This window comes from Caulobacter sp. BE254 (assembly GCF_031457295.1).
Lineage (GTDB): Bacteria > Pseudomonadota > Alphaproteobacteria > Caulobacterales > Caulobacteraceae > Caulobacter.
This window is the reverse complement of sequence record NZ_JAVDWJ010000002.1, coordinates 446,030-472,227: the sequence shown is the minus strand read 5'-3', so window position 1 is coordinate 472,227 and position 26,198 is coordinate 446,030. Positions and strand designations below refer to the sequence as shown.

At 70.7% G+C, this 26,198-nt stretch carries 25 protein-coding genes; 16 read left to right on the top strand and 9 right to left on the bottom strand.

Features of this window, described 5'->3' with window-relative positions:
* The first annotated feature begins 71 nt into the window (after window positions 1-71).
* Window positions 72-1,442, top strand: coding sequence for an FAD-dependent oxidoreductase (locus J2X41_RS06350; protein ID WP_310080526.1), 1,371 nt, complete (start codon window positions 72-74; stop codon window positions 1,440-1,442).
* Here the strand turns inward: J2X41_RS06350 and J2X41_RS06345 are convergent.
* Window positions 1,414-2,247, bottom strand: coding sequence for a LysR substrate-binding domain-containing protein (locus J2X41_RS06345; RefSeq protein WP_310080525.1), 834 nt, complete (start codon window positions 2,245-2,247; stop codon window positions 1,414-1,416). The two genes, J2X41_RS06350 and J2X41_RS06345, sit on opposite strands and share 29 nt — an antisense overlap.
* A gap of 129 nt (window positions 2,248-2,376) precedes the next feature.
* On the opposite strand from J2X41_RS06345, the gene J2X41_RS06340 reads away from it, so the two are divergent.
* From J2X41_RS06340 to J2X41_RS06280, 13 genes are all read left to right on the top strand, one after another.
* Window positions 2,377-3,186 carry an ABC transporter permease subunit gene (locus J2X41_RS06340; RefSeq protein WP_310080524.1) on the top strand — a complete coding sequence of 270 codons (810 nt, stop codon included), beginning with the start codon at window positions 2,377-2,379 and terminating at the stop codon, window positions 3,184-3,186.
* Window positions 3,183-4,007 (top strand): ABC transporter ATP-binding protein, encoded by an 825-nt coding sequence (locus J2X41_RS06335; protein ID WP_310080522.1) that lies wholly within the window; start codon window positions 3,183-3,185, stop codon window positions 4,005-4,007. The genes J2X41_RS06340 and J2X41_RS06335 overlap by 4 nt, the downstream gene beginning before the upstream one ends.
* Window positions 4,004-5,182, top strand: coding sequence for an acyl-CoA dehydrogenase family protein (locus J2X41_RS06330; RefSeq protein ID WP_310080521.1), 1,179 nt, complete (start codon window positions 4,004-4,006; stop codon window positions 5,180-5,182). The genes J2X41_RS06335 and J2X41_RS06330 overlap by 4 nt, the downstream gene beginning before the upstream one ends.
* A complete protein-coding gene (locus J2X41_RS06325) occupies window positions 5,179-6,141 on the top strand; it encodes a D-isomer specific 2-hydroxyacid dehydrogenase family protein (protein ID WP_310080520.1) in 963 nt (320 codons plus the stop codon). Before J2X41_RS06330 ends, J2X41_RS06325 begins: the two co-directional genes overlap by 4 nt.
* 11 nt (window positions 6,142-6,152) lie before the next feature.
* Window positions 6,153-6,995 (top strand): class II aldolase/adducin family protein, encoded by an 843-nt coding sequence (locus J2X41_RS06320; RefSeq protein WP_310080519.1) that lies wholly within the window; start codon window positions 6,153-6,155, stop codon window positions 6,993-6,995.
* On the top strand, window positions 6,995-7,999 hold the full coding sequence (locus J2X41_RS06315; RefSeq protein WP_310080518.1) for an ABC transporter substrate-binding protein: 1,005 nt from the start codon (window positions 6,995-6,997) through the stop codon (window positions 7,997-7,999). Before J2X41_RS06320 ends, J2X41_RS06315 begins: the two co-directional genes overlap by 1 nt.
* A 177-nt stretch (window positions 8,000-8,176) precedes the next feature.
* Window positions 8,177-10,306, top strand: a complete 2,130-nt coding sequence (locus J2X41_RS06310) for a TonB-dependent receptor (RefSeq protein WP_310080733.1) — start codon at window positions 8,177-8,179, stop codon at window positions 10,304-10,306.
* Window positions 10,307-10,310: 4 nt separating this feature from the next.
* The gene (locus J2X41_RS06305; RefSeq protein ID WP_310080517.1) at window positions 10,311-10,931 is read left to right on the top strand and encodes a cysteine dioxygenase; all 621 of its coding nucleotides are present in this window, start codon (window positions 10,311-10,313) and stop codon (window positions 10,929-10,931) included.
* On the top strand, window positions 10,928-12,505 hold the full coding sequence (locus J2X41_RS06300; RefSeq protein WP_310080516.1) for a rhodanese-like domain-containing protein: 1,578 nt from the start codon (window positions 10,928-10,930) through the stop codon (window positions 12,503-12,505). Before J2X41_RS06305 ends, J2X41_RS06300 begins: the two co-directional genes overlap by 4 nt.
* A gap of 10 nt (window positions 12,506-12,515) precedes the next feature.
* Window positions 12,516-13,160, top strand: coding sequence for a glutathione S-transferase family protein (locus tag J2X41_RS06295; RefSeq protein WP_310080515.1), 645 nt, complete (start codon window positions 12,516-12,518; stop codon window positions 13,158-13,160).
* 94 nt (window positions 13,161-13,254) lie between these two features.
* Window positions 13,255-14,349: an LLM class flavin-dependent oxidoreductase gene (locus tag J2X41_RS06290; protein WP_310080514.1), complete on the top strand. Its 1,095-nt coding sequence runs from the start codon at window positions 13,255-13,257 to the stop codon at window positions 14,347-14,349.
* 5 nt (window positions 14,350-14,354) lie between these two features.
* Window positions 14,355-14,957, top strand: a complete 603-nt coding sequence (locus J2X41_RS06285) for a flavin reductase family protein (protein WP_310080513.1) — start codon at window positions 14,355-14,357, stop codon at window positions 14,955-14,957.
* Between the two features lie 131 nt (window positions 14,958-15,088).
* Window positions 15,089-16,180, top strand: a complete 1,092-nt coding sequence (locus tag J2X41_RS06280; RefSeq protein WP_310080512.1) for a PAS domain-containing protein — start codon at window positions 15,089-15,091, stop codon at window positions 16,178-16,180.
* A gap of 54 nt (window positions 16,181-16,234) precedes the next feature.
* Here the strand turns inward: J2X41_RS06280 and J2X41_RS06275 are convergent, their stop codons facing one another.
* The 6 genes from J2X41_RS06275 to J2X41_RS06250 form a co-directional block, all read right to left on the bottom strand.
* Complete coding sequence (locus J2X41_RS06275; protein WP_310080511.1) at window positions 16,235-16,654, bottom strand: response regulator; 420 nt, start codon at window positions 16,652-16,654, stop codon at window positions 16,235-16,237.
* Between the two features lie 156 nt (window positions 16,655-16,810).
* A complete protein-coding gene (locus J2X41_RS06270; protein ID WP_310080509.1) occupies window positions 16,811-17,590 on the bottom strand; it encodes a polysaccharide deacetylase family protein in 780 nt (259 codons plus the stop codon).
* Window positions 17,591-17,598: 8 nt separating this feature from the next.
* Window positions 17,599-18,438, bottom strand: a complete 840-nt coding sequence (locus J2X41_RS06265) for a glycosyltransferase family 2 protein (RefSeq protein WP_310080508.1) — start codon at window positions 18,436-18,438, stop codon at window positions 17,599-17,601.
* 121 nt (window positions 18,439-18,559) lie between these two features.
* A complete protein-coding gene (locus J2X41_RS06260) occupies window positions 18,560-20,941 on the bottom strand; it encodes a TonB-dependent receptor domain-containing protein (RefSeq protein WP_310080507.1) in 2,382 nt (793 codons plus the stop codon).
* A 176-nt stretch (window positions 20,942-21,117) separates the two neighbouring features.
* Window positions 21,118-22,122 (bottom strand): FecR domain-containing protein, encoded by a 1,005-nt coding sequence (locus J2X41_RS06255; RefSeq protein ID WP_310080505.1) that lies wholly within the window; start codon window positions 22,120-22,122, stop codon window positions 21,118-21,120.
* 97 nt (window positions 22,123-22,219) lie between these two features.
* On the bottom strand, window positions 22,220-22,717 hold the full coding sequence (locus J2X41_RS06250) for an RNA polymerase sigma factor (RefSeq protein WP_310080504.1): 498 nt from the start codon (window positions 22,715-22,717) through the stop codon (window positions 22,220-22,222).
* 213 nt (window positions 22,718-22,930) lie between these two features.
* On the opposite strand from J2X41_RS06250, the gene J2X41_RS06245 reads away from it, so the two are divergent.
* Window positions 22,931-23,410 carry a hypothetical protein gene (locus tag J2X41_RS06245; RefSeq protein ID WP_310080503.1) on the top strand — a complete coding sequence of 160 codons (480 nt, stop codon included), beginning with the start codon at window positions 22,931-22,933 and terminating at the stop codon, window positions 23,408-23,410.
* Here J2X41_RS06245 and J2X41_RS06240 read toward each other — a convergent pair.
* Complete coding sequence (locus J2X41_RS06240) at window positions 23,407-24,207, bottom strand: TOBE domain-containing protein (RefSeq protein WP_310080502.1); 801 nt, start codon at window positions 24,205-24,207, stop codon at window positions 23,407-23,409. The genes J2X41_RS06245 and J2X41_RS06240 overlap by 4 nt on opposite strands.
* Window positions 24,208-24,349: 142 nt before the next feature.
* On the opposite strand from J2X41_RS06240, the gene modB reads away from it, so the two are divergent.
* Window positions 24,350-25,021, top strand: coding sequence for a molybdate ABC transporter permease subunit (gene modB, locus J2X41_RS06235; protein WP_310080501.1), 672 nt, complete (start codon window positions 24,350-24,352; stop codon window positions 25,019-25,021).
* 68 nt (window positions 25,022-25,089) lie between these two features.
* On the opposite strand, the gene J2X41_RS06230 is transcribed toward modB, so the two are convergent.
* A complete protein-coding gene (locus tag J2X41_RS06230) occupies window positions 25,090-25,977 on the bottom strand; it encodes a TauD/TfdA family dioxygenase (protein WP_310080499.1) in 888 nt (295 codons plus the stop codon).
* Window positions 25,978-26,198: the final 221 nt, after the last annotated feature.

Sequence of the window (26,198 nt, the reverse complement as noted above, 5' to 3'; positions counted from 1 at the left end):
CCGTCCATCGCGCCGCTTGCTCGCGGTTCGACGCCGGGCGATAAATCCGACGAATTCTGTAGGATTTAACCTTGCCCACGTCCCCACCAATCCTGGCTGTCGTCGGCGCGGGTTTCAGCGGCGTGATGACGGCGCTGCACCTGCTGCGCCAGCCTCGACCGGTCAAGGTGGTGCTGATCGAGCGGCGCAGTCCGATCGGCCTGGGCGCGGCCTACGCCACCGACGATCCGGCCCATCGGCTCAACGTCCGGGCCGGCAACATGAGCGCCTGGCCCGACCGGCCCGACGATTTCGTCGCCTGGCTGAAGGCCCGCGACCTCGACGTCGGGCCCGGCGGCTTCGCCACCCGCGGCGACTATGGCCGCTACCTGCAGGGTCTGCTGTCGTCGCTGGCCGAAGGACCGGACGCCGCCGGGCGGTTGCTGATCGTTCCGGACGATATCACCGCCATCGAGCCGGGCGGCCAGGGTTGGATCCTGACCTGCGGCATGGGCCGGACCCTCGCCGCCGACGCCGTGGTGCTGGCGCTGGGCAATCCGCCGCCCCGCGCGCCGGAGCCGGTGAGCCCGCAGCTCGAGGCCTCCGACGCCTATGTCGCCGATCCGTGGCGCTGGGATCCGAGCGCCTTGGCCGACGGCCAGGGGCCGATCCTGCTGCTGGGCAGCGGCCTGACCATGGTCGACGCGGCGCTGTCGCTGGACCGCGTCGCACCCGGGCGGCCGCTGGTGGCCCTGTCGCGCCGGGGCCTGACGCCGCGCGAGCACCAGGGCGCCCCGCCCTGGCCCCTGCCCGCCCCGCCGCCGGCGTCGCTGTCGCCGGTCCAGGCCCTGGCCTGGCTGCGCGAGGCGGCCGCGCTCCACGGCTGGCGCACCGCCATCGACGCCCTGCGGCCGGCCACCCAGGACCTGTGGCGCGGCTGGAGCCGGGCGCAGCGCGCCGCCTTCCTGCGCCACGCCCGCGCCTTCTGGGACGTCCACCGTCACCGGCTGTCGCCCCAGGTCGCCGAGCGGCTGGCGCGGATGCGGGCCGAGGGCCGACTGCGGGTCCTGGCCGGCAAGCTGGAAAGGGCCGACGTCCTGGAGGGCGGACGGGCCGGACTGGTCTGGCGGCCGCGCGGCGAGACCGACACCTGGCGCCTGGAGGCGGACCTGGTGGTCAATTGCACCGGGCCGTCGGCGGACGTCGAACGCTCCACCGAGCCGCTGATCGCCGCCCTGGCCGCCCGCGGGCTGATCCGGGCCGATCCGCTGCGCCTGGGACTGGACATCGACGCCGAGCACCGCGTCGTTCACGCGGATGGGACGGCGCAGGCCACCCTGTTCGCCGTCGGGCCGATCACCCGGGGCGCGCTGTGGGAGATCAATGCGGTGCCCGACATCCGCGTCCAGGCCGCCGAGGTGGCCGCCGCCGCGCTCAGAGCTCTAGCGCCGCCTGGTGGATGAGCTCCGACAGCTTGGCGATCGACGGGTGCGGAGACGGGCCGACGCGGCGGACATAAGCCACCTGCGGCATGGCCGGCAGCCCCGCCTCGATCGGCGCGGCGCGGGGTCGGAACAGCGCTGTGCGGCAGGTGACGGCCAGGCCGGCCTCGACCGCCGCCCGTAGCGCCGAGAGGCTGGGCGTCTCCAGCGCGACCCGGAACGGCCGCCCCTCGTGCTCCAGCGCCGCCAGGGCCGCGTCGCGGAACCGGCACGGCGGCGCCAGGATGGCCAGCGGCAGGATCGCGGCCCGGGCCAGGTCCGGCTCGCCATGCCAGACCATCGGCGCCACGCGGGCCGCATGCGGATCGTCGGCCGCGCCCATGCACAGCACCACGTCCAGCCGGTCGCCGTTCAGCAGATCCAGCAGCTCGGGCGAACCGGCCACTCGCACCTCCAGCTGGACATCGGGATTGAGCTGGCTGAACCGGGCCAGCACGCCCGACAGCAGGGTCTCGGCGAAGTCCTGGACCAGCCCCACCCGCACCGGCCCGACCAGGGCGTCGCCGGTCAGGGCCACCACCGCCCGGTCGTTCAGCGCCAGGATTTCGCGGGCGTGGCCCAGCAGGGCCTGGCCGGCCGGGGTCAGCGTCAGCCGACGCCCGTCGCGGTGGAACAGCGGCGTCAGCACCGTCTCCTCCAGGCGCTTCATCTGCAGGCTCAGCGCCGACTGGGTCACGAACACCCGCTCGGTAGCCTTCAGCATCGATCCGGAGTCGACGATGGCCACGAAGCTTCGCAGCAGTTCGGTCGGCAGGTTGGTGGCCATGACGCTCGCCTATAAGAAACTCTGATATGACCCCTGAGGATAAGTCTATTGATCCGATAGGGTTTCAACGCCTTTCTCTGTGGAGCAAAGGCGCTTGCGCCGCAACGGTTCACGGGACGACGCACCCTCATGTCTTTGGCGGTCACCCTTAGAAATTCTCAAGCACGGCCATGGCGTTGGCCGCGGCTGGCCAACGCCCGCTGGCTGTCGCCGACGGCCCTGCTGCTGCTCTGGGAGGCGGGATCCCGCCTCGGGCTGATCCCGGCCCGGGTCCTCGCCGCGCCGTCCACCGTGGCCGAGACCTTCTGGGCGATGACCGTCTCGGGCGAGCTTCCCGCCAATCTGGCGGTGTCGCTGGGCCGGGCCGGCGCCGGCCTGGGCCTGGCCCTGGCTGTCGCCGTCACCCTGGGCCTGGTGTCGGGCCTGTCGCGCTGGGGCGAGACCCTGGTCGACCCGCTGATGCAGATCAAGCGCACCCTGCCCGTCGTGGCCCTCACCCCGCTGTTCATCGTCTGGTTCGGCATCGGCGAGACACCGAAGATCGCCTTGATCGCCGTGGCGGCGGTGTTCCCGCTCTACCTCAACCTGTTCGCCGGCATCCGCGGGGTGGATGTGCGGCTGGTCGAGGCGGCCCGCAGCTTCGGCCTCTCCGGCCGCGACCTGATCGCCAATGTCATCCTGCCCGGCGCCCTGCCGTCGTTCTTCGTGGGCCTGCGCTACTCGCTGAGCATCAGCGTGGTGATGCTGGTGATCGCCGAGCAGATCAACGCCCAGGCCGGCCTGGGCCACCTGATCAACAACGCCCGCGACTTCATGCGCACCGACATCATCGTCGTCTGTCTGCTCGTCTACGCCCTGCTCGGCCTCGCCGCCGACGCCCTCGTCCGCACGCTGGAGCGCAAGGCGCTGGCGTGGCGCCCCAGCCTCGTGGAGCAATGACCATGGCCCAACCCCGCGTCCGCGCCGTACCGGCCGCCCCGCCATCCGAAACGCCGCCCCAAACCCCGACGGTCAGGCTGAACGGCTTCACCCGCCGGTTCGGCGACAACGTGGTGATCGACCGCCTGGACCTGGCCATCGCGCCGGGCGAGTTCGTCGCCCTGCTGGGGGCCAGCGGTTCGGGCAAGACCACCCTGCTGCGCACCCTGGCGGGCCTCGACTCCGCCGCTGGCCAGGACGTGACCACGCCCGCCGCCCGCGCCGTGGTGTTCCAGGACGCCCGCCTGCTGCCGTGGAAGAAGGTCTGGCGCAACGTCGCCCTGGGCCTGAAGGACAAAGACGTCCGGGCCCGCGCCGAGGCGGCGCTGAAGGAGGTGGGCCTTGGCCATCGCCTCGACGCGTGGCCCGCCACCCTGTCCGGCGGCGAAGCTCAGCGCACCGCCTTGGCCCGCGCCCTGGTCCGCGAGCCGGCCCTGCTGCTGCTGGACGAACCGTTCGCGGCCCTGGACGCCCTGACCCGGCTGAAGATGCACGACCTGGTGCTGTCGCTGTGGCGCGAGCACCGGCCCGCCGTGCTGCTGGTCACCCACGACGTCGATGAGGCCATCGCCCTGGCCGACCGGGTGCTGGTGCTGGACAAGGGCAAGATCGCCGTCGAGGAGCGCATCGCCCTGGAACGCCCGCGCGTCCCCGACGCCCGCTTCCACGCCGTCCGCCGCCGGCTGCTGGCCCACCTGGGCGTCGAGGCCCCCGCCCCGCAGCCCGCGCCGGCTCCCAATTCGGCCTTGCTCGCCTTCCCGACCGGCGAGGTCGTGCTGTGAGCCGCGCCGCCGCCCTGCGGGTGGCCGAGGCGCCGGCCGCCCTGCCCGACCTTGACGCGATCCTGCCCGGCCTGACCGCCGCCTTCGCCGCCACCGCCGGCCAGCACGACCGCGAAGCCAGCTTTCCGACCGCCAATTTCGAGGCCCTGCGCGAGGCCGGCCTGCTGGCCCTGACCGCCCCGCGTCGCCTGGGCGGACTGGAAGCCGACCTGCCGACCGCCCTGAAGGTGGTCTCCGCCGTCGCGCGGGGCGAGCCGGCCACGGCCCTGGTGCTGGTCATGCAGTACCTGTTCCACGCCTCGGTCGAAGGCCGTTCCGGCTGGCCCGAACACCTCAAGCAGCGGGTGATCGGCGAAGCGATCACCGACGGCGCCCTGATCAACGCCCTGCGCGTCGAGCCCGACCTGGGCACCCCGGCTCGCGGCGGCCTGCCCGTCACCATCGCCCGCCGCACGCCCGAAGGCTGGCGGATCAGCGGCCGCAAGATCTACTCCACCGGCTCGACCGCCCTGACCTGGTTCGTGGTCTGGGCCCGTTCGGACGACGCCGAACCCCTGGTCGGCGGCTGGCTGGTCCGCGCCGACACGCCCGGCGTGGTGATCGAGGAGACCTGGGACCACCTGGGCCTGCGGGCCAGCGCCAGCCACGACATCATCTTCGAGGACGTGCTGGTCCCGCTGGACCACGCCCTCGATCCGCAGCCGGTCGGCGCGCCGCCGCCCTATCCGGCCAGCTTCGCGGCCTGGTCGGCGGTGCTGACCGCGGCGATCTACGACGCCCAGGCGCGCGCGGCCCGCGACTGGCTGGTCGACTTCCTGGCCAACCGCAAGCCGGCCAACCTGGGCGCGGCCCTGTCCACCCTGCCCCGCTTCCAGGAGGCGGTCGGCGACATCGACGGCCTGCTGCTCTCCAATGATGTGCTGCTGGCTGCCGCCGCGCGCGGCGAGGTCGGCGGCATCGAGGCCAGCCTGGTCAAGCACCTGGTCACCGAGAACGCCATCAGCGTGGTCGAGAAGGCCCTGAAGCTGACCGGCAATCCCGGCCTGACCCGCCACAACCCGCTGGAGCGCCATCACCGCGACGTGCTGTGCGGCCGGGTTCATACGCCGCAGGGCGACGTGGTGCTGACCAGCGCCGGCAAGGCGGCCTTCGCGGCGCGCGAGGCTGCCCAATGAGCCATTCAGTGAGCCGCCTGGTCGTCGCCAGCCAGCTGCCCGAGCTGTTCAACAGCGTCTTCGCCCAGCATGTCGGCGACGCCGAGATCATCGCCGTGCCGCCGGGCCTGGCCGCGCCCCTGCCGGCCGACGCCAAGGTCCTGGTCGCCGCGCCGTTCCGCAAGGCCGGCGGCGTCCTGCCGCCCGCGCCGCCCAAGGGCTGGCCCTATGACGTCAAGTGGGTGCAGCTGGTCTCGGTCGGCATCGACTTCTATCCCGACTGGTTGTTCGACGGCCCGGTGGTGACCTCGGCGCGCGGCTCGTCCGCCGTGGCCCTGGCCGAATTCGCCCTGGCCGCGATCCTGGCCGAGGCCAAGCGCCTGCCCGACATCTGGATCGACAAGGCCGAGCGCTGGGCCCCGCAGCCCTTGAAGCTGATCGCCGGCACGACCCTGGGCCTGGTCGGGTTCGGGGCGATCGGCGAGGCCCTGGCCCCGCGCGCCCAGGCCCTGGGCCTGAACGTCATCGCCACCCGCCGCTCGGACAAGCCGATCCCAACCCCCGGCGTCGAGCGGGTGGCCGACCTAGCGACCCTGTTCGCCCGCAGCGACCATGTCGTCCTGGCCGCCCCGGCCACGCCGGAGACCCAGCGCCTGATCGGCCGTGAGGTGCTGGCCGCCGCCAAGCCCGGCCTGCACCTGATCAACATCGCCCGCGGCGCCCTGATCGACGACCAGGCGCTGCTGGAGGCGCTGGACGACGGCCGCGTGGCCCGCGCCAGCCTCGACGTCACCCACCCCGAACCGCTGACCGAGGGACACCCGTTCTACAGCCACCCCAAGGTCCGGCTGTCGCCGCACACCTCGGTCCACACGCCCGACACCCGCATCAACCTGGCGACCCGCTTCGCCGAGAACCTCGCCCGTTTCCGGTCCGGCGCGCCCCTCGCCGACGTCGTCGACCTGTCGCGCGGCTATTGAAGGACACCGTCATGACCGCCATCAGCCCGGCCCGGGCTTTCACGACCCAAGGTCCACACCCGGCCAAGATCGAGACCGTGCTGCCCGAGTTCGGCTCGCGCGAACTGCCGCGTCAGCCGACCCACGAGCAGGAGCGGCTCTATCGCAAGCAGCGCCTCGCCGCCTCTTACCGGCTATTCGGCCGCTACGGCTTCGACATGGGCGGGGCCGGCCACATCACCGCCCGCGACCCGGAGCTGACCGACCACTTCTGGGTCAATCCGTTCGGCGTGCACTTCTCGCGGATCAAGGTCTCGGACCTGATGCTGGTCAGCCACGCCGGCGAGATCGTCCAGCCGCCGGCCAAGGTCCCGGCTCGGCTGAACCGCGCCGCCTTCGCCATCCATTCCCAGTTGCACGAGGCCCGGCCCGACGTGGTCGCCGCGGCCCACTCGCACTCGCTGTACGGCAAGGCCTGGTCGGCCCTGGGCCGGCTGCTGGACCCCCTGACCCAGGACTCGGCGGCCTTCTATGACGACCACGCCCTGTTCGAGGAATTTTCCGGCGTGGTGCTCGACGCCAGCGAGGGCCAGAAGATCGCCAAGGCCCTGGGCCCGAAGAAGGCGGTGATCCTGCAGAACCACGGGATTCTCACCGTCGGCCAGTCGGTCGAGGCGGCCGTCTGGCGCTACCTGGCGCTGGAGAACGCCTGCCAGACCCAGCTGCTGGCCGAGGCCGCGGGACCGACCAAGCCGATGCCGCCGGAAGTGGCCAAGCACACCGCCGGCCAGGTGGGCAGCGAGGCCGGCGGCTTCTGGGCCTTCCAGCCCTATTGGGACGTGGTCACCGAAGAAGAACCGGACCTGTTCGACTGATGATCCTTTCCCGTCGCTACCTGCTCGCCGGCGGTCTCCCTGTCGCCGGCTTGGCCGTCGCCGGCCTCTCCACGCTCGCCGCCTGCTCGCCCGGCAAGTCCGCCAAGCCCGCTTCCCTTGAGGATCTGACCCTGCGGGCCGCCACCTATCGCGGCAACCTGGAGACCTTCTTCCAGGCGGCCGGAGTCGCCGAGACGCCCTACAAGCTGGCCAAGTCGGAGTTCGTCGGCGGCAACCTGATCGCCGAAGCGATCAACGCCGGGGCGCTGGACGTCGGCGGCATGAGCGAGATCCCGCCGATCTTCGTGGCCGGCGCGCCGGGCAACCAGGTCCGCATCGTCGCTGTCCTGCAGGGCGACGTGAACAACCAGGTCGTGCTGGTCCCCAAGGACAGCAAGGTCCAGGCCTTCGCCGACCTGAAGGGCAAGCGCATCGGCTATGTGAAGGCCACGACTTCGCACTACATCCTGCTGCGCCTGCTCGACGAAGCCGGCCTGACCTGGGCCGACATCAAGCCCGTGGCCCTGTCGCCACAGGACGGACTGGCGGCCTTCTCCAGCGGCGCGGTCGACGCCTGGATCATCTATGGCGTCATCGTCCAGCAGGCCCGCCAGGCCGGCGCGCGGGTGCTGCGCACCGCCAAGGGCATCCTGTCGGGCAACTATCTGATCGCAGCCGCCAAGTCCGCGCTGGACGACGACCTCAAGCGCCAGGCCCTGGGCGACTATCTGGGCCGCTACGCCAAGGTGGCGGACTGGGTGAACGCCGACGGCGCGCGCTGGGCCAAGGTCCGGGGCGAGGCCACGGGCGTTCCGGCCGAGCTCTATCTGCGGGAGTTCCAGGAGCGCAGCGGCCCGACCCGGCTGATCCGGATCAGCGAGGCGGCGATCGCCTCGCAGCAGAAGGTCGCCGACGCCTTCGCCGCCGCCGGGCTGATCCCGGCCAAGGTCGACGTGCGCCTTCTGTGGGACGACCGGCTGAACAGCGCCCTTGCCGATGGTTAGAAATACTCAATCAACATATTCGCGTTCGCGATATGAGATGAACTGCAAGTCTATAGATTTAATATGGATTGAGACGCCACCACTATTCGACCTTTATCCTCGATAACAAGAACGGGGATAATGATGTCGCGACGCTTTGCTTTTCTGTACTGGATTTCCGGAACATCCGCCTTGGTGATGGCGAGCGCGGCCCAGGCCGCCACGCCCGCGGTCGCCGAGGTGGACGCCAGCGCCGCCCCGGCCGTGGAACAGGTGGTGGTCACGGCCGAGCGCCGCGCCACCGACCTGCAGAAGACCGCCATCGCCATCTCGGCCTTCAACGAGAAGCTGCTGGCGGACCGCAAGATCGACAGCATCCGCGACCTGTCGGGCCAGATCCCCAATTTCAGCATCAGCCGCGTCACCATCAGCCACACCACCCAGACCTACGCCCTGCGCGGCGTGGGCGAGGCCGACCCGATCCAGGAGCCGGTGCTGGCCGTCTATGTCGACGACGTCTACATCCCGCGCCAGATCGGCTCGATGGTCGAGTTCAACGACCTGGAGCGGGTCGAGGTGCTGCGCGGCCCGCAGGGCACGCTCTACGGCCGCAACTCCAGCGCCGGCGCCCTGCGGATCATCACCCGCGACCCTGGCGACGCCTTCAGGGCCAAGGCCGAGGTCGGCCTGGGCAATTACGGCGCGGTCGACGTCCGCGGCCTGGTCGAGGGCCCGCTGGTCGAGGGCAAGCTGGCCGGCAGCCTGTCCTACATCCACCATGAACGCGACGGCGTCACCTTCGACCCGACCCTGAACCACGACGTCAACCGCATCGACCTGGACGCTTACCGGGCCAAGCTGCGCTGGACCCCGACCGATCGGCTGGACGTGCTGCTGACGCTGAACGCCCTGAAGGACCGCAGCGACACCCGCAGCTACGTGCCCGTCCGGCAGCCGAACGGCGAGCACCGCACCGACCGCTCCTATTCCGAGGTCGAACCGGTGCAGGACCTGGACCAGATCAGCGGCGCCGTGCGCGTGCAGTACACGCTGAACGACAACCTCAAACTGAAGTCGGTCACCTCGTACGGCGGCTTCAACCTCAATCCCGTCGCCTACGACAACGACGGCGAGGCGGCGCTGATCCAGAAGAACCTGATCCACTACAACGACCAGTACGTCACCCAGGAAGTCCAGCTGAACGGCGACTACGGCAAGCTGACCTTCACCAGCGGCCTGTTCTACCTGCATGAGCGGTTCTTCGTGCAGCGCGACGGCTACAGCCGCCGCAACGCCCAGCCGACCGATCCCGTGGCCACGCCCGGCAATTACGGCTTCGCCCGCGCCCACAATATCACCAACACCGACGCCTACGCCGTGTTCGGCGAGGCGACCTATGCGCTCAGCGACCGCCTCAGCGTCACCGGCGGCCTGCGCTGGACCAATGAGGAAAAGGAATTCACCTTCGACAACAAGGTCTTGAACCTGCAAGGCCAGGTGGTGGGCCAGTCGATCGCCGGCCAGGCCGACAAGATCTTCTCGGCGGTCACGCCCAAGCTGTCGGCCCAGTTCCAGTGGACACCCGACATCCTGCAGTACGTGACCTGGTCCAAGGGCTTCAAGTCGGGGGGCTTCGACAACCGCGCCACGCGGCTGGACCTGGCCACCCGGCCGTTCGCGCCCGAGAACGTCGACACCTACGAGACCGGCCTGAAGACCGAACTGTTCGACCACCGCGCCCGCGTCAACCTGGCGGCGTTCTACAACGACTACAAGGACCTGCAGGTCAGCTACAGCGACCCGGCCTATCCCGGCAATTCGGTGCGCGCCAATGCCGGCAAGGCCCACACCTACGGCGTGGAGCTGGAGACCGACGTCCGCGCCACCGAACGGCTCAGCCTGCAGGCCTCGGCCGGGTACCTGTTCGCGGTCTACGACAAGTACAAGAACGCCGGCGGGATCGGCGTCGACGCCGATGGTCACCGGCTGCTGAACTCGCCGCGCTGGAGCCTGTCGGGCGGCGTCACCTACGACCTCCCGATCCACGTCCCGGGCGCGGTCCGCGTCGGGCTGAACGCCCAGTACCAGACCAAGACCTATTTCAACGCCCTGCAGCGCCTGCAGGACGTGGCGCCGGCCCAGACCTTCGTCAACGGCGTCGTCACCTGGCAGACCCCGGACCCGCGCTGGAGCGTGGTGCTGTCGGGCCGCAACCTGCTGGATACCGACAAGCCGGTCAGCGCCACCTACACGCCCTCGACCGGCGTCTACTACCAGAACTTCCCCGACCCGCGGACCTGGCTGGTCACGCTGAAATACGCGCTGTGATCCGATGAGCGCGCTTCGCCCCACGCCAAAGCTGCACCGGCTGGCCGACTTCGTCGGCGCCCTCGGGACCCTGGTCGACCAGACCGGCGACGAGGAGTTGATCCTCGCCGAGGGCGGGCGGCTGCTGGCCGGGCTGATCGCCCGCGACGACTGGCTGCCCGACGCCTACGCCAAGCCCGACCCGACCCGCTACCAGCAGTACCTGCTGCATTGCGACAGCCGCGAGCGGTTCAGCGTCGTCAGCTTCGTCTGGGGCCCAGGCCAGGCGACGCCGATCCACGACCACACCGTCTGGGGCCTGGTCGGCGTGCTGCGCGGGGCCGAGCTGTCGCAGCGGTTCGCGCGGCGCGGCGACGCCTTCGCCGCCGTCGGGCCGGTCCACCGGCTGGCGCGCGGCGAGGTCGAGGCGGTCTCGCCGACCGTCGGCGACGTGCACCAGGTGACCAACGCCTTGGACGACCGCGCCTCGGTCAGCATCCACGTCTACGGCGCCAACATCGGCGCCGTGCGGCGCTCGACCTACGACGCCGCCGGCCGGCCGAAACCGTTCGTCTCCGGCTACGCCAACACCACCCTGCCCAACCTTTGGGACCGCTCGAAGGTCCTCACCGAGGTCGCCCCATGACCCTGCTCACCGTCACCCCCCGCGAAGTCCGCCAGGACTGGATCGCCCGCCGCGAGATCGCCCTGCTGGACCTGCGCGAGGAGGATCCGTTCGCCCGCGCCCACCCGCTGTTCGCCTCGCAGCTGCCGCTCAGCCGGCTGGAGCTGGAGATCCTGGACCGGGTCCCGCGCAAGGACGCCAAGATCGTGCTGTACGACAACGGCGAAGGCCTGGTCTCACCGGCCGGCAAGCGCCTGGCGGCCCTCGGCTACACCCAGATCCGGGCGCTCGCCGGCGGGCTCCAGGCCTGGAAGGACGCCGGCTACGAGCTGTTCCAGGACGTCAATTCCTACAGCAAGGCGTTCGGCGAGCTGGTCGAGGCGCGTCGCCACACCCCGTCCCTGCCCGCCCAGGAGGTCCAGGCGCGGATCGACCAGGGCGCCGACCAGGTGATCCTGGATTCCCGCCGGTTCGAGGAATATGCGGTGATGAACATCCCGGGCGGGATCAGCACGCCCGGCGCCGAGCTGGTGCTGCGGGCTCGCGAGATCGCGCCCGATCCGGCGACCACCATCATCGTCAACTGCGCCGGCCGCACCCGCAGCCTGATCGGCGCCCAGTCGCTGCTGAACGCCGGCGTGCCCAATCCCGTCTTCGCCCTGCGCAACGGCACCATCGGCTGGACCCTGGCCCAGCAGACCCTGGAGCATGGCCAGAGCCGCCGCTTCCCGCCGGTGTCCGACCAGACCCTGGAAGAGGCCCGCGCCAAGGCTCGCGAGGTCGCCTACCGGGCCGGCGTCCGGCGGATCGACGCCGAGGGCCTGGCCGACCTGGCCCAGGACCGCAAGCGCACCCTCTACCGCTTCGACGTCCGCACGCCCGAGGAATACGCCGTCGGCCACCTGCCCGGCTTCCGCTCGGCGCCTGGCGGCCAGCTGGTGCAGGAGACCGACGTCTTCGCCCCAGTGCGCGGCGGCCGCATCGTCCTGGCCGACGATCTCGGCCCCCGCGCCGACATGAGCGCCTCGTGGCTGGCCCAGCTGGGCTGGGACGTCTACGTGCTGGACGGCGGCTTCGACGGCGAGCTTGAGACCGGCGCCTGGCGGCCCAGCCTGCCGCCGATCCCGACCGTCGAGACCATCAGTTCCGAAGACCTGGCCGTCGCCCTGGGCGAGGCCGCGGTGGTGGTGCTGGACCTCGCCCCCAGTCCCGTCCACCGCAAGGGCCACATCCCCGGCGCCTGGTTCGCGATCCGCGCCCGCCTGGCCGAGGCCTTCGAGCGCATCCCCGAGGGCCTGCCGATCGTCCTGACCTCGCCCGACGGCCGCCTGGCGCGCCTGGCGGCGGCGGAGGTGGAGGAGATCTCCGACCATCCGGTGCGGGTGCTGGACGGCGGCACCGAGGCCTGGGCCAGGACCGGCCGCCGGCTGGACACCGGCTTGGTCCGCGCCGCCTCGGACCCGGAGGACGTCTACAAGCGCCCCTACGAGGGGACCGACAACGCCGCCGAGGCCATGCAGGCCTATCTGGACTGGGAGTTCGGCCTGGTCGACCAGTTGGCCCGCGACGGCTCGCATGGCTTCTTCGTGATCTGAGGCCCGTCCGATGCCGTCCCTGAAACTCTATTTCGCTCCCGGCTCCTCGGCCTTCGCCCCACTGATCGCCCTGGAGGAGCTGGGCGTCGCCTATGACGTCCACCCCGTCGACCTGGCGGCCGGCGAGCAGCGCCAGCCCGCCTATCTGAAGGTCAATCCGCGCGGCCGGGTGCCGACCCTGGCCGTCGACGGCGAGCCGGTCACCGAGGTGCTGGCCATCCTGACCTATCTGGCCCACGCCTATCCGCACAGCGCCCTGCTGCCCCTGGCCGACCCGCTGAAGCTGGCCCACGCCTACGAGGTGATGAGCTGGTTCGCCAGCACGGTGCACGTGGCCTTCTCGCAGATCGCCCGACCCGAGCGCTTCGCCGACGACGACGGGATCAAGGCCGCCCTGGCCACGCCCGGCGAGGCGCGCTTCCACCGCACCCTGACCGACATCGAGCGCCTGGCCCAGCAATCCGGCCCCTGGCTGCTGGGCGAGGACTTCAGCGCCGTCGACGCCTACGCCCTGGTGATCTGGCGCTGGGCCGAACGCCGGCAGATCGACACCTCGGCCTATCCCGCCTGGAGCGCCAAGGCCGCCCGAGCCCTGGCCCGCCCGTCCGTCCGCCGCGCCCTGCGCAAGGAAGCCGCCCCGAAGGTCCCCGCCTGATGAGGCCGCCTGATCAAGCCCTTGAGAAAGCCTCGCTTTTCTAACCCTCGCTCATCCTCGAAATTCCTCCCGACCACAAGACCGGAGCCATCCCATGCCCGTCGAATTCATCGGCTATATCGGCACCCAGCACCAGTCCGAGATCCACCCGGCCCAGGGCCCGGTGATCGACCGCGACTATGTCGACCGCGTCGCCCGCGCCCATGACGAAGGCGGTTTCGACCGCGCCCTGGTCGCCTTCGGCTCGACCTCGCCCGAAAGCCAGCTGGTCGTGGCCCACGCCGCGTCCGTGACCCAGCGCCTGGGCTTCATGATCGCTCACCGTCCGGGCTTCACCGCTCCCACCGTCGCCGCCCGGCAGTTGGCCACCCTGGACCAGTTCACCGGCGGCCGCGTGGCCGTGCACATCATCACCGGCGGCTCGGACGACGAGCTGGCCAAGGACGGCGACCACCTGACCAAGGACGAGCGTTACGCCCGCACCAGCGAGTACCTGGACATCGTCCGCCAGGAATGGACCAGCGACAAGCCGTTTGACTACAAGGGCGACTACTACAACGTCGTCCAGGCGTTCGGCGGGGTGAAGCCGCTGCAGAAGCCGTACATCCCGGTCTATTTCGGCGGCTCGTCCGACGCCGCCATCCCGGTGGCGGGCAAGCATGCCGACATCTTCGCCCTGTGGGGCGAGACCCAGGCCCAGGTCGCCGAGACCATCGCCCGGGTGCGTCACGCCGCCGCCAAGCACGGCCGCCAGGTGAAGTTCTCGCTGTCGCTGCGGCCGGTGATCGCGCAGACCGAGGAAGCGGCCTGGGCCAAGGCCGACGACATCGTCGCCCAGGCCAAGGCCCTGCGCGAAAAGGCCGGCCTGCCGACCAGCGGCCACACGCCGCCCAACGCCGGCTCGCAGCGCCTGCTCGACGCCGCCAAGCTGGGCACGCGCCTGGACAAGCGTCTGTGGACCGGCGTCGCCGCCGTCACCGGGGCGGCGGGCAACTCCACCGGCCTGGTCGGCACGCCCGAGCAGGTGGCTGAGGCCCTGCTGGACTATTACGACCTGGGCGTCACCACCTTCCTGATCCGCGGCTTCGACCCGCTGGACGACGCCATCGCCTACGGTCGCGACCTGATCCCGCTGGTGCGGGCGCTGGTCGCCCAGCGCGACGCCCAGCCGGCGGCCGCGGCGGGCTGACGGCCATGGCTCCGCTCGACATCGACCCGCGCTGGCTGGGCGACGCCGCCTGGCCGGCCGTGGCGCCGTTCGGCGACGCCTCGTCCGGCGCGGAGCCGCCCTACGCCGTCCACGCCGCGCCGCCGGCTCCGCCCGTCGCGTCCGAGACCTTCAAGGAGGCCCTGGCGCGACTGGCCAGCGGCGTGGCGATCATCTCCTGCTGGGACGGATCCACTCCGCGCGGCCTGCTGGTCAGCTCGATCACCGGCCTGTCGGTCGACCCGCCGCGCTTCCTGTTCTGCGTCCGCAAGGAGGCGTCCAGCCACGACGTGCTGGTCGGGACCGAACATTGCGGCGTGGCGATCCTGGCCGAGCACGATGAGGCCGAGGCCCTGCGCTTCTCGAGCTCGCGCCTCAGTCACGAGCGCTTCGATCCCCAGCGCTGGCGACTGGCGACCGGCGCGCCGCCGACCTATCGCGGCGGCCTGTCGACCACCGCCTGCCAGATCGATCAGCGGATCGACACCGGGACCCACACCGTCTTCATCGTCACGGCCGCCTCGGTGGACCTGGCGCCGGGTCTTCCCCTGGTCGCGCACGCCCGGTCGTTTCAGCGGCTGGCGTCCTGACGTCTTCCCGACGGCGAGCGGTGGACAGGACGGCGCAAGGGAACCTTTTGCGCCGTACTCTGCTAAGACAGGGCCACGCTTGAAGGCGTCGGCGCAGTCCAGCCACCTTTCCGCGCCCGAGGGGATTTTTCTTGATAGACGGCCCGGATCGTCCCACCCCCGACGGGGCGCCCGCCGGACTGGCGCCCCCCTGGCTGACCTCGGCGGCCTCGACCTCCGAAGCCCTCAGCCGCAGCCAAGCCCAGCTGCAGGTCCTGACCGACGCCATGCCGCAGATGGTTTGGTCCACCCGACCAGACGGCTTCCACGACTATTACAACGCCCGCTGGTACGAATTCACCGGCGTCCCCGTCGGCTCGACCGACGGCGAGGCCTGGAACGGCATGTTCCACCCGGACGACCAGCCCCGGGCCTGGGCCCTGTGGCGACACAGCCTGGCGACGGGCGAGCCGTACGAAATCGAGTACCGGTTGCGCCACCACAGCGGCGACTATCGCTGGACCCTGGGCCGCGCCCTGCCCGTCCGCGATCGCGACGGGACCATCGTCCGCTGGATCGGCACCTGCACCGACATCGACGCGGCCAAGCGCGCGGCCGAGGACAACGAACTGCTGAGCCGCGAGCTCAGCCATCGGATCAAGAACATCTTCGCGGTGATCTCGGGCCTGATCGGCCTGTCCAGCCGTCACGATCCCAGCGTCCGCCCGTTCGCCAAGGGGCTGCAGGAGCGCATCGCGGCCCTGGGGCGGGCGCACGAGTTCGCGCGTCCGCACAGCGAGCGCTCGCGTCCGGCCCTGGGCGGTTCGACCCTGCACGGCCTGCTGGGCGAGCTGTTCACGCCGTATCCCGCCTTCGACGAGGGCCGGATCGCGATCTCCGGCGACGACGTGCCGATCGACGATCGCGGCGCCACGCCCATCGCCCTGGTGTTCCACGAACTGGCGACCAACGCGGCCAAGTACGGCGCCCTCTCCGATCCCGAGGGCCAGATCGTGATCGACGTGACGCGGCAGGGCGTGGGGTTGGTCATCCGCTGGCGCGAGCTGGGCGGTCCGCCGGTGGCCGGACCGCCGGTCCACACCGGTTTCGGCACCCGCCTGGCCGAGATGAGCATCGAGAACCAGTTGGGCGGTTCGGTCCGGCGCACCTGGTCGCCGGAAGGCCTTCAGGTCGAGATCGAGGTGCTGGCCGGCCGCCTGAACCGCGACGCTCCGAAGACCTGAACCCGTCTTTGTTGAAGGCCTTGCAGACACTGTCGGCGGCCTAAACGCCGGCCGCTACGCGGCGCGGCCGGTCAGCATCAGGCCCGCCGGCGGGGCCGGCAGCACCGCGCGATCCTCGACGCGCAGGGCGTATTCCAAGGCCGCGGCGATCAGGTAATGGGCGCACGGCTTGCTGATCACCCCGATCACGCCCGGCAGGTCGGTGTCGACCACCATGCGCGGGTTGGCGGTCACGAACAGCACCTTGATCGCGAACTCCTCGACCAGGCGGCGCGCGATCAGCGGCCCCGTCTGGCCGTCGCGCAGATGCACGTCGACCAGGGCGATGTCGGGCCCGGCCTGGGCCAGGTCCAAGGCGGTCTCCAGATCCTGAGCGATGCCCGCGGACGCGTACCCCAATTCCTGAAGCCCGGCCTCGAGGTCGGCCGCGACCAGATATTCGTCTTCGACAATCAGGACTCGAGATTTGGACATGCCGGCAATACGGCTGAGATTTGGAAGCGTTCCATCCTTTTGCGTCGGAATCCCGACATTGCGTCTTCCGCGCAACAGGGAGGCCCCGCGCCTGGATTGGAGACTTGAATTGAAACACGCCCAAATGTTGGTCGGCTCGGCCGCCGGACGTGGACCCTAGCCCGTCTTCAGGATGATCTTGTCACGCAGGCTGACGGTAGCCGGCCCGTCGAGACTCGTTCGGGCGACGGGCCGGGCGATGGGCAGGAACGCCTCGAGGAAGCGCCAGGCGGCCTCGTCATGGTCCAGATGGTGCGTCAGCAGCCCCAGCGGCTGGTCCCAGGCCCCCGTCGTCCGGCGTTCGGCCAGCAGGCGGCGGGCGCGCAGCAGGAACCGGGCCGCGCCCCGGAAGCGCGCGGCGGGCTTCCAGCGCATGACGTCCAGATGGGCGTCCAGCCGGTTGGGCTCGGCCGCGCTCCGCATCTGGCCGTAGCAGGACAGGCTCAGGCCCTGCAGGTCCAGCGTCCGTTTCAGGATCGGATGGGCGTTGTTCCAGGGCGGCACGAACAGCCGCGGCGTCACCCCGGCCCGGCGGAACACCTCCATCGCCCCGCTCAGGTCCGACATTACGTCAGCCAGGCGGTCCAGGTCGTAGACCTCGCCAAACGGCAGGCCCGGCGGCGCGCGGTTCTCATGGCGGAAGCCATGGATCGCCAGTTCGGCGCCGGGGATCGCGCGACAGGCCTTGGCCAGGGCCGCGATGTCGCCGTCCGGCACGGCGGCGACGGTGATCGGCGCCGCGAAGCGGACCGACAGGGACAGCAGGCGGTCCAGGGCCGGCGTCGGCCGGCGCGCGTCGTCGTCGCGCCACCAGAACGCCGGCGCGTGGCCCGCGGCCTTCCAGCGGGCCAGTTCCGGCCCGATCACGGCGGCGATCAGGAGACGATGCAGCGACATGACCACGGTCAGGCCGAATGACCCAGTCTGGCGTCGTCGAGGTCGAGGCCGATCACCGCGCCCGAACGCATCGCCTGGACGCTCTGGCCGTTCAGCGCCCGGATTTCGCGCGCCTTAAGGTTCGAGAGCAGCGGATAGAGGCCGGCCATGACGGCGATCAGGAACCCCATGTCGCCCTCCTTGTAACCCTTGCGCGAGACGTAGCACTTGCAGAACCGGCGCACGCCGCGGAACAGGTCGTCCCACAGGCCCTTGATCTTGCCGCTGTCGGCCAGGTCCTGGCCGCGCAGGGTGGTGTAGCGGTTGAGGCGCTGGACCATGTCGACGATGTCGTCGTCGACCTTGTGCAGGATGGCGTTGTCCAGCCGGCCGCCATAGACGCCGGCGAAGGTGGTGCCCGGATGCACCCGTTCTTTCTTCCAACGCTTGACGCCCTTGCGGAACAGCCGGGCCACCGAGGAGGCTCCGAACGAACCGCCCCAGCCGTGGCGCACCAGTTGCGCGCCCACGAAGTTGTCCACGGGCACCTGGTACCAGTCGCCGGCGTCGGCGCGGGCGATCGTCTCGCGGATCTCCCGGGCCAGGGCCGGAGTCACGGCCTCGTCGGCGTCCAGTTCGACGATCCAGTCGCCGCGGCAGGCGGCCACGCCGGCCTCCTTGCGTAGGCCTTCCACGGGAAAGATGCCCGAGACGACCCGCGCGCCCATCTTGCGGGCGATGGCCTCGCTATGATCCGTGCAGCGATCGGCGACGACGACGATCTCGTCGCAGAACGCCAGCCGCGCCAGGCACTCGGCCAGCCGCGCCTCTTCGTTGTGGACGCAGACAAGCCCCGACAGGACAGACATGTGGTTTCCCCGACTTGGGGCGACCTTCCGAATACGCCCCGTCAGGAAGTAAACGTCGCCATGCCGATGGAACCTCAGCGCCTTTTTCACGTTCACGCGCGGAAAGCCGCTGCTGGTCTTCCTAGAAGGCCCGCGAAATCGCCAGGCTCCAGGTGCGCGGACGCAGCGGCGTGACCTGGCGCACCTGGCCGAAGCTGAACGGATTGCCGTAGGCGAAGGTGTCGCTCGAGGCGTTGGCCGGATTGGTGACCGCCAGGATCCAGCTCCAGTCCCGTACGGCCAGCTCGGCCGACAGGCGGCCGGTGACATAGCCGCCCATCGACGGGGAAAGGCGGCGGTCGAAGGTCAGGCGCGACTGGCCGACATATTCCAGCTCGCTGGTCAGCACCAGGCGCCGCGCGGCGGCCAGATTCCGTTCGTACCGGACCATGAGGCCGGCTGAAACGTCGGGCACGCCGGGCAGCTCGCTCTGGGCCGCCGAGGCGAAATTGGGATTCACCTGGCTCAGACGAGGGCGATTGAACAGGGCGTTGGCGTCCAGCGTCAGGCCGGGGGCGGCCGCCACCGTGGCCTCGACCTCCAGGCCGGTGTTGCGGCCGTCGCCGACATTGGCCGTGTAGGACAGGCCCGAGCTCAGATATTGGTCGGTCTGGATGTCGGTCCACACGTCGTGGAACAGGGCGGTGCGCAGGACCATGCGCCCTTCGCCGGGCCGGAAGCTGGCGCCGATCTCATAGTTACGCAGATGGTCGGGCTTGAACGCGCCGCGCAGCGCCGACGGCGCGACCAGTCCGCCCGAATTGAACCCGCCCGAGCGATAGCCTTCCGAGGTCAGCAGATAGACCAGCCCGCCGCTCCAGGTGCGCTGGAGCGAGATCTTCGGTGAAACGCCGGTGAAGCGCGCCTCGCGGTCCAGCATGCGCGACTGCCCCGGGGCCGGCGCTTTGACCGCCGAGGTGGTGTGCACCGCGCTGCGGAAGGCGCGGCCGCCCAGGCTGGCGGTCCAGCCGCCGCCCAGGTCGTAGGCGGTCTCGCCATAGAGGGCCAGCTCGCGCCGCCGATCCCGACGCGCCTCCAGATAGATCAGGCGTGAGGGATCGAAATAGGTGCGCGCCCGCAGTTCGCCGTCGCTGTCCTCCAGGCTGGCCAGGCCGTAGAGGCCGAACAGCCAGCGGAAACGGTCGGTGTCCGGCGACGACAGCACCGCGTCCTCGACCAGCAACCGCACCTTGCTGGCCTCGTCGAACAGGCCGACGTCGAGCGCGTTGTCGCCCGCGCCGTTTAGCGCCGCGGTGGCGTCGAACCGGCTGGCGAAGCGGTGACGGACATAGCCGGTCGACGACACGAACCGCCCCCAGTCCCCCGCCCCGGTGATCGTCACCGCCCCCTGCTGCAGGACGTTGTCGTGGGTCTCGCGCACCTGGTTGGCGCGCTTCTGGCCGCCCAGGCTCGGGGTCGTGTACTGGCTGTCGGTGGCGTGCAGATCCTGGCGCGCGCCGGACACCAGGACCGACCATTCCGGCCCCATCGCCACGGTCAGGGCGGCCCTGCCGCCGGTGCGGGTGGTGCGGTCGACGTTGGAGAGGCGCAGGTTGACGTCGTCGACATAGCCGCCGTCCACGTCGCTGTAGGCCGCCAGGCGCAGGGCGGCGCGACCGACGGCGATCGGCAGGTTGACCACGCCCTCGAAGCGGCTGCTGGGCGAGCCGGATTCGGTGGCGGCCGCGCCGGCCAGGAGAGATCCCGACCAATCGTCCAGCACCGGCTTGGCGGAGACGATCCGATAGACCCCGCTGAGCGACCCGCCGCCATAGAGCGCACCTTGCGGCCCGCGCAGGATCTCCACCCGATCGACGTCGATCAGCCGCAGGTCCGGGTCGGGGGCGTTGTAGGTCAGCGGGATGTTGTCGAGATAGGTGCCGACGGTCTGCTGGGTGCGGCCGGTGAAGGTGCCGTCCGACAGGCCGCGCAGCATGATCTTGTTGCGCGCCGCGCCCAGATTGGTGGTGATGAAGCCGGCCGTCTGCTGGGAGACGCTGGTCGTGTCGATGGCCCCGGCGTCGCGCAGCCGCGCGGCGCTGATCACGCTAAGGCCGCCGGCCGCCGCGCCCAGGCGGGTGGGGCGCTTGGTGGCGGTGACGATGACGCTGTCGATGGCTGGGGCTGCGACCACTGGGGACGTCGCGACGGCCGGCAGCGTCCCGGTTCGCGCCGGGCTCCGGCTCGGTCGCGCCGGACGGACGCTGACGGTGGCGTTGTCGAGGATCTGGAACCGGCACGGCGCGCCAGCGGTCACCGCCCCCAGCGCCTGGCGCAGGGTCAGGACACCGGCGACGGCCGCGCTGCGTCCCGGGCAGGACGACGCCCCGCCCAGGGTGACCCGGGCCTGGACGCCGACGTCGATCAGGGCCTCCGACCGCGGCTTGGCGGGGATGTCGAACCGGAACTTCGCGGGCGCCGCGCCGGCCTCGCCGGCCAGGGCCAGGCTCGACGCCAACGTCAAGGCGAAGAGGAGAGCGGACCGATGCGGGCAAGCGACGGCGCTCGCGCCGGGACATCCCGGATCGTCAGGCCGACCGCGAAGCTGGGACTCCGTGTCCGAAATCATCGGGCTCCAGCTCTATCCCCCTAGAGCTCAAGCTTCGCGCTTCGAACGATTCCGGGCCCGTCAGCAAGACCCTAGCGCGCGCGGATCACGATGGCGTCGTCGGTCGTCGTCGTCCGTACCGGAAGCAGGTGCGACAGTCGGTCGACCATCGCATCCTGGTCATCGACGATCAACACGCCGGAAAGTCGCATGTTGGCGGCCTCGGCGTCGCCCAGCCTGACCGGACGCGGGAACAGCCGGTTCATGTCGCCGGCGATCTGGGAAAGCGGCTGGTCGCGATAGATCAGCCGGCCCTGGCGCCATCCGGCGACCTCCTCGACGGCCACGGCCTCGACCCGGGCGTCGGCCTTCTGGCCCTTGCGGTGCGACAGCCCCTGCCCCGGCCGCAACCGGAACGGCGCGGCGTCGCGGGCCAGGTTCGGGCGCACCTCGACAAGGCCGCGCCGGACATTGACCGCCACGAGCCCGTCGCGATGGCGGACGTCGAACTGAGTGCCGACCACCCGCACTTGGGTGTCACCCGCCGAGACCACGAACGGCCGCGAGGAGTCCTTGGCCACGTCGAAGAAGGCCTGGGCGTCGCCCAGATGGACGCGGCGCGCATGGCGCTCGAACCGCACCGTCATCCGCGAGGCGGCGTTCATCTCGATCCGCGAGCCGTCCTCAAGGGCGACCGTCCGACGCTCGCCGACGCCTGTCACATAGGTGGTCTCGTGCGCGCCCAGCAGTCCACTGGCTGGCAGGAGGACCGCGCCGGCGACGAAGGCGGCGGCGATCGCCGCGCCCGCCGACCAGATCCAGACCCGCCGCGTCGGCCGTAACGGAACGACCTCGCCCCGCGAGGCCGTCAACGGCGCGGCGACCGGCTCGACCTGATCGAAGCGCGCGTCGAGGTCCAGGCGACCGTCGAAGGCCAGCGCGGCGTCATAGGCCTGGGCGTGGGCTGGCGAGGCCGTCAGCCAGGCGTCGAAATCCAGCCAGTCGCGCTCGGTGACCGCCTCGCCCTGCAGGCGAACCAGCCAGTCGATCGCGGCCTCGACGGTCTCGGCGTCGATGTCCGTTTGGGCGCGCGTCATTTCGCTCCGTCCCGACGCCAAGTCGCGTCCTCGCAAGGATAAGACGTCGCCAAGCCGCCAACACCTCCAAGACCCGTGCTCGAAACCATAGCCGCCCTCATGCCAGCTTCGCCATCAGCGCTTTCAGGGCGGCGCTCACATGCTTTTCGACCGAGCTGCGGCTGACGCCCATGGCGGCCGCGGTGTCGGCGTGGCTCAGGCCTTCCAGCTTGTGAAGCCTGAACGCCCGGGCGACCTGGGGCGGCAAGTCCTCGACCGCCGTCATCATCGCGCTCAGACGCTGCCGGCCGGCCACCACCTCCTCGGCCGACGGGACGTCCGCCACTTGCTGGTCGCCGAGCGACGCGCCTTGCAGACTGCGCCACCCCTCGTCGCGAGCGCTGGCGCGGGTCTGGCTGCGCAACCGGTCGAGCATCAGGTTGTTGGCCATGCGGAACAGCAAGGCCGAGCCGTCGCCCTCGACCTCCAGGTCGCCCAGGGCCTGGACCTTCAGGTACAGGTCCTGGATCAGGTCCTCGGCCTCGCTGGCCGAGCGCAGCCGGGCGGCGAAGACGCGCACCAGGTTGGCCCGCTTCTCGCCGTACAGCCGGGTCATCGGCGTGATCGATCGAGGGTTGGCGGACAGCGCGGGCTCCAGGGACTCAAGGGCGGCGAACGGGTTACGGCGAGGGCTGAACCTAGGCCGCTGGCGCGCTTGGGTCCAGCGCGCCGAAGGATCAGTTGTTGCGATTGACTCGCAACAAGATCGCGCGCTAGATGTTGCGAGCAGGTCGCAACAATGACCGCGACGCCCGTCCGAGAGGCCGCGATGACCCCCGATTCCGTAACGCTGCGCTGGACCTCCGGGCCGACGGTCGGCGAGAGGCTGCTGCTGAGCGCCATGCGCCAGTGGGCGGCGCTGAGGTCGGCCGGCGAGCCTCCCAGCCGGCTGGTCGCCCAGGCCCTGGCCTTCCGGGCGTCCAACCGCACCGGCGGGCTGTTCGTGGCCTGGATGCAGTCGGTGGAGGCCAGCCTGCGCCGGCCGATCCAGGTGGAATGTCCGGCCTGCGGCGGCATCTCGACCGACGAGCAGCGGCTGATGGTCTCGTGCGGTCTGGCCGGAACCGCCACGGCGGCGGGCGAGGCGCTGCTCGAGCCGCTGCTGGTCGACTCCCAGCCGACCATGGTCCTGGCCCGGGCCCTGAACGCGGCGCTGCGGGTCGACGGTTATCCCTTGCCCGCCCGGCTGCGCGACGAGCGGACGGCCGAGCCGGGCCCGCCGGCGCCCGAGCGGCCGACCGTCCATTAGTCGACGGCGAGGATGACGTTGGACGGGGCGACGGTCGCCACGACCTGATCGCCAATGGCGGGCGGCCTGGCGGAATTCAGCACGGTAGCGACCAGGGTCTTGCCGGCCGACAGGCTCAGGGTCACTTCGCTGACCTCATGGCCGTCCTCGCGATCGACCACGGTCCCGGCCAGGCGGTTGACCCCGTCCTCGGGCGGACCGTCGCCGGCCAGGACGACGAAGCTGGACTTGATCAGGGCGAGCGCCGGCTTGCCGACCGCCAGGCCCAGTTCCCCGCGGCTGCGGCGGGTGATGACCGAGGCGATCTCGACGCCGTCGCCCAGGTCGAGGGCGACCCGGGCGGTCACCGCGCCGTCCTCGATGGCCGCGACGGTCCCGCGCAGGGCGTTGCGGGCGCTGGTGCGCAGACCCAGGCTCCAGAACAGCTCGCCCAGGCCCTGGCCGGTGTTCGGTTCCGCCGCCGCCAGGCCCGTCTCCAGCCGCGACAGGGCCGCGCCAATCTCGCGCTCGACGTCGCGGTAGGCCCGGACCACCGCCAGGCCGCGCGGCGTGACGACGGCCGCGCCGCCGGCCTTGCCGCCGGCGTTGGCCACCACCAGGGGCGCGTCGAATAGGTTGTTCAGCGCCTGCACCCCGTCCCAGGCGCCCTTGTAGCTGAGGCCCAGCTGCCTGGCCGCGGCGCTGATCGAGCCGAGGCCGGCGATCGCCTCGACCAGGGCGATGCGCTCCAGGCCGACCCGCGCCAGGCCGCCGCGCTTCAGGACCAGGGACGCGCTCAGATCGCCTTCGGTGGACATCGTAGCCTCATGCCGGATCTCAGGCCGAACGTGACCGGGACGAGAAATCCCGTTATGCAGCTCCACTACATAACCGTGCCTCCGCCAGAACCAAAGCCATGCCGCCCCCTCCGCCACCAATCAAGATCAAGGCTGCCTGACGATGCTGGAGGTCGCGTGGCTGACGGCCAGGCTGGCCGGGATCACCACGATCCTGCTGCTGGTCCTGGCCACGCCCCTGGCCTGGTGGCTGGCGCGGGGCCGTTCGCGCTGGAAAGCGCCGGTCGGGGCCCTGGTGGCCCTGCCGATCGTCCTGCCACCCACCGCCCTGGGCTTCTACCTGCTGATCGCCCTGGGCCCGCAAAGCCCGCTGATCGCCCTGCTGCATCCGTTCGGGGTGCGCACCCTGGCCTTCACCTTCCAGGGCCTGGTGATCGGCTCGCTGATCTATTCGCTGCCGTTCGCCGTCCAGCCGCTGCGCAACGCGTTCATCGCGGTGGGCGACGAGCCGCTGGAGGCCGCCGCCACCCTGGGCGCCTCGCCCTGGGCCCGGTTCGTCAGGGTGGCCCTGCCGCTGGCCCTGCCGGGCTACGCGGTCGCCGCCCTGCTGGTCTTCGCCCACACGGTCGGCGAGTTCGGGGTGGTGATGATGCTGGGCGGCGGCATTCCGGGCCAGACCGAGGTGCTGTCGATCGAGATCTACCGGCTGGTCGAAGCGCTGGAATGGGACAAGGCCCACCAGCTGGCCGGCGCCCTGCTGGTCTTCGCCTTCCTGGTGATGCTCAGCCTGCTGCTGATGGAACGCCGGGTCGACACCCGCGCCTCGCGGTCCTGAAAGCCTTTCAGGTTTTCTCGATAACCCCTTGATCTAGATGATCCTTCCAAGTCCAGGCCGAAGTCGCTTCAGAACGGGACGTCGCCCTGGATCGTGACCCGCTCGACAACGCGCTCCTGCGGCCAGTAGTCGAGGATGGCGTAGTGCTGGGTGGCTCGGTTGTCCCAGAAGACGATGGCGTTCGGCGTCCAGCGGAAGCGGACCTGGTATTCGGGCGTCTTCACCCGGTCCAGCAGCTCGGCCAGCAGCCTTGCGGCCTCGTCCTCGGCCAGGCCCAGGATCCGCGTCGTGAACACCTTGTTGACGAACAGGTGCTTGTCCCCGGTCTCCGGATGGGTGCGGACCACGGGATGGACCTGGGGCGGATAGGCGGCGCGCAGCTCCTGGCGCTTGGCCTCGTCGACCCGGTAGCCGTAGCTCTGCAGGATGTCGTGCTCGGCGGTCAGGGTCGCCAGTTGGTCCTTCAGTTTGTCGGGCAGGTCGCGATAGATGGCGGCGGTGTCGGCGAACAGGGTGTCGCCGCCCAGCGGCGGCAGATGGCGGGCCCGCAGCACCCCGCCCATCGACGGCGCCGGGCGGAAGGTGACGTCGGTGTGCCACTTGTTGGCGACGCGGACGATCGGCACGATCTCCTCGCGCAGCTTCATGCCGTCGGCGGCCTCGATGTGCAGGATCTCGGGAAAGCCGGGCACGTGGGCGGTGACAGGATGGCCTTCCAAGTCCCCGAAATACCGACCGAAACGCACATGGTCCTCATGGCTGATGTCCTGGTCTCGGAAGAACACGACCTTGTGGCGCAGCAGCGCCGTCCTGATCGCGGCGACGATCTCCGGCGCCAGGGGCTGGCGCAGATCGACGCCCGAGATCTCGGCCCCGAGCACGGGCCCCGCAGGCATGACGGTCAGGCCGGCAAGGTCGGGGGTCTCGGCAGCGGCGATGGGGGCAAAGGCGTTCATGGCGTCCTCCCGGCGCGCCGCCCGTCCGTGCGAGCGGCGTCTGGTTCGTGCAGACCTTAGTACCCGCCATACCAGCGGTCTTTTAGTTTCGAGTTCAAGCGCTTCCGTCCCTCCCCCTGTGGGGGAGGCGATCGCGCAGCGATCGGTGGGGGAGGTTTGGGATCGTGGATGCAAAGTCGCGGCCATAGCCCATCACTCCCCCCTCCGTCGGCTTCGCCGAC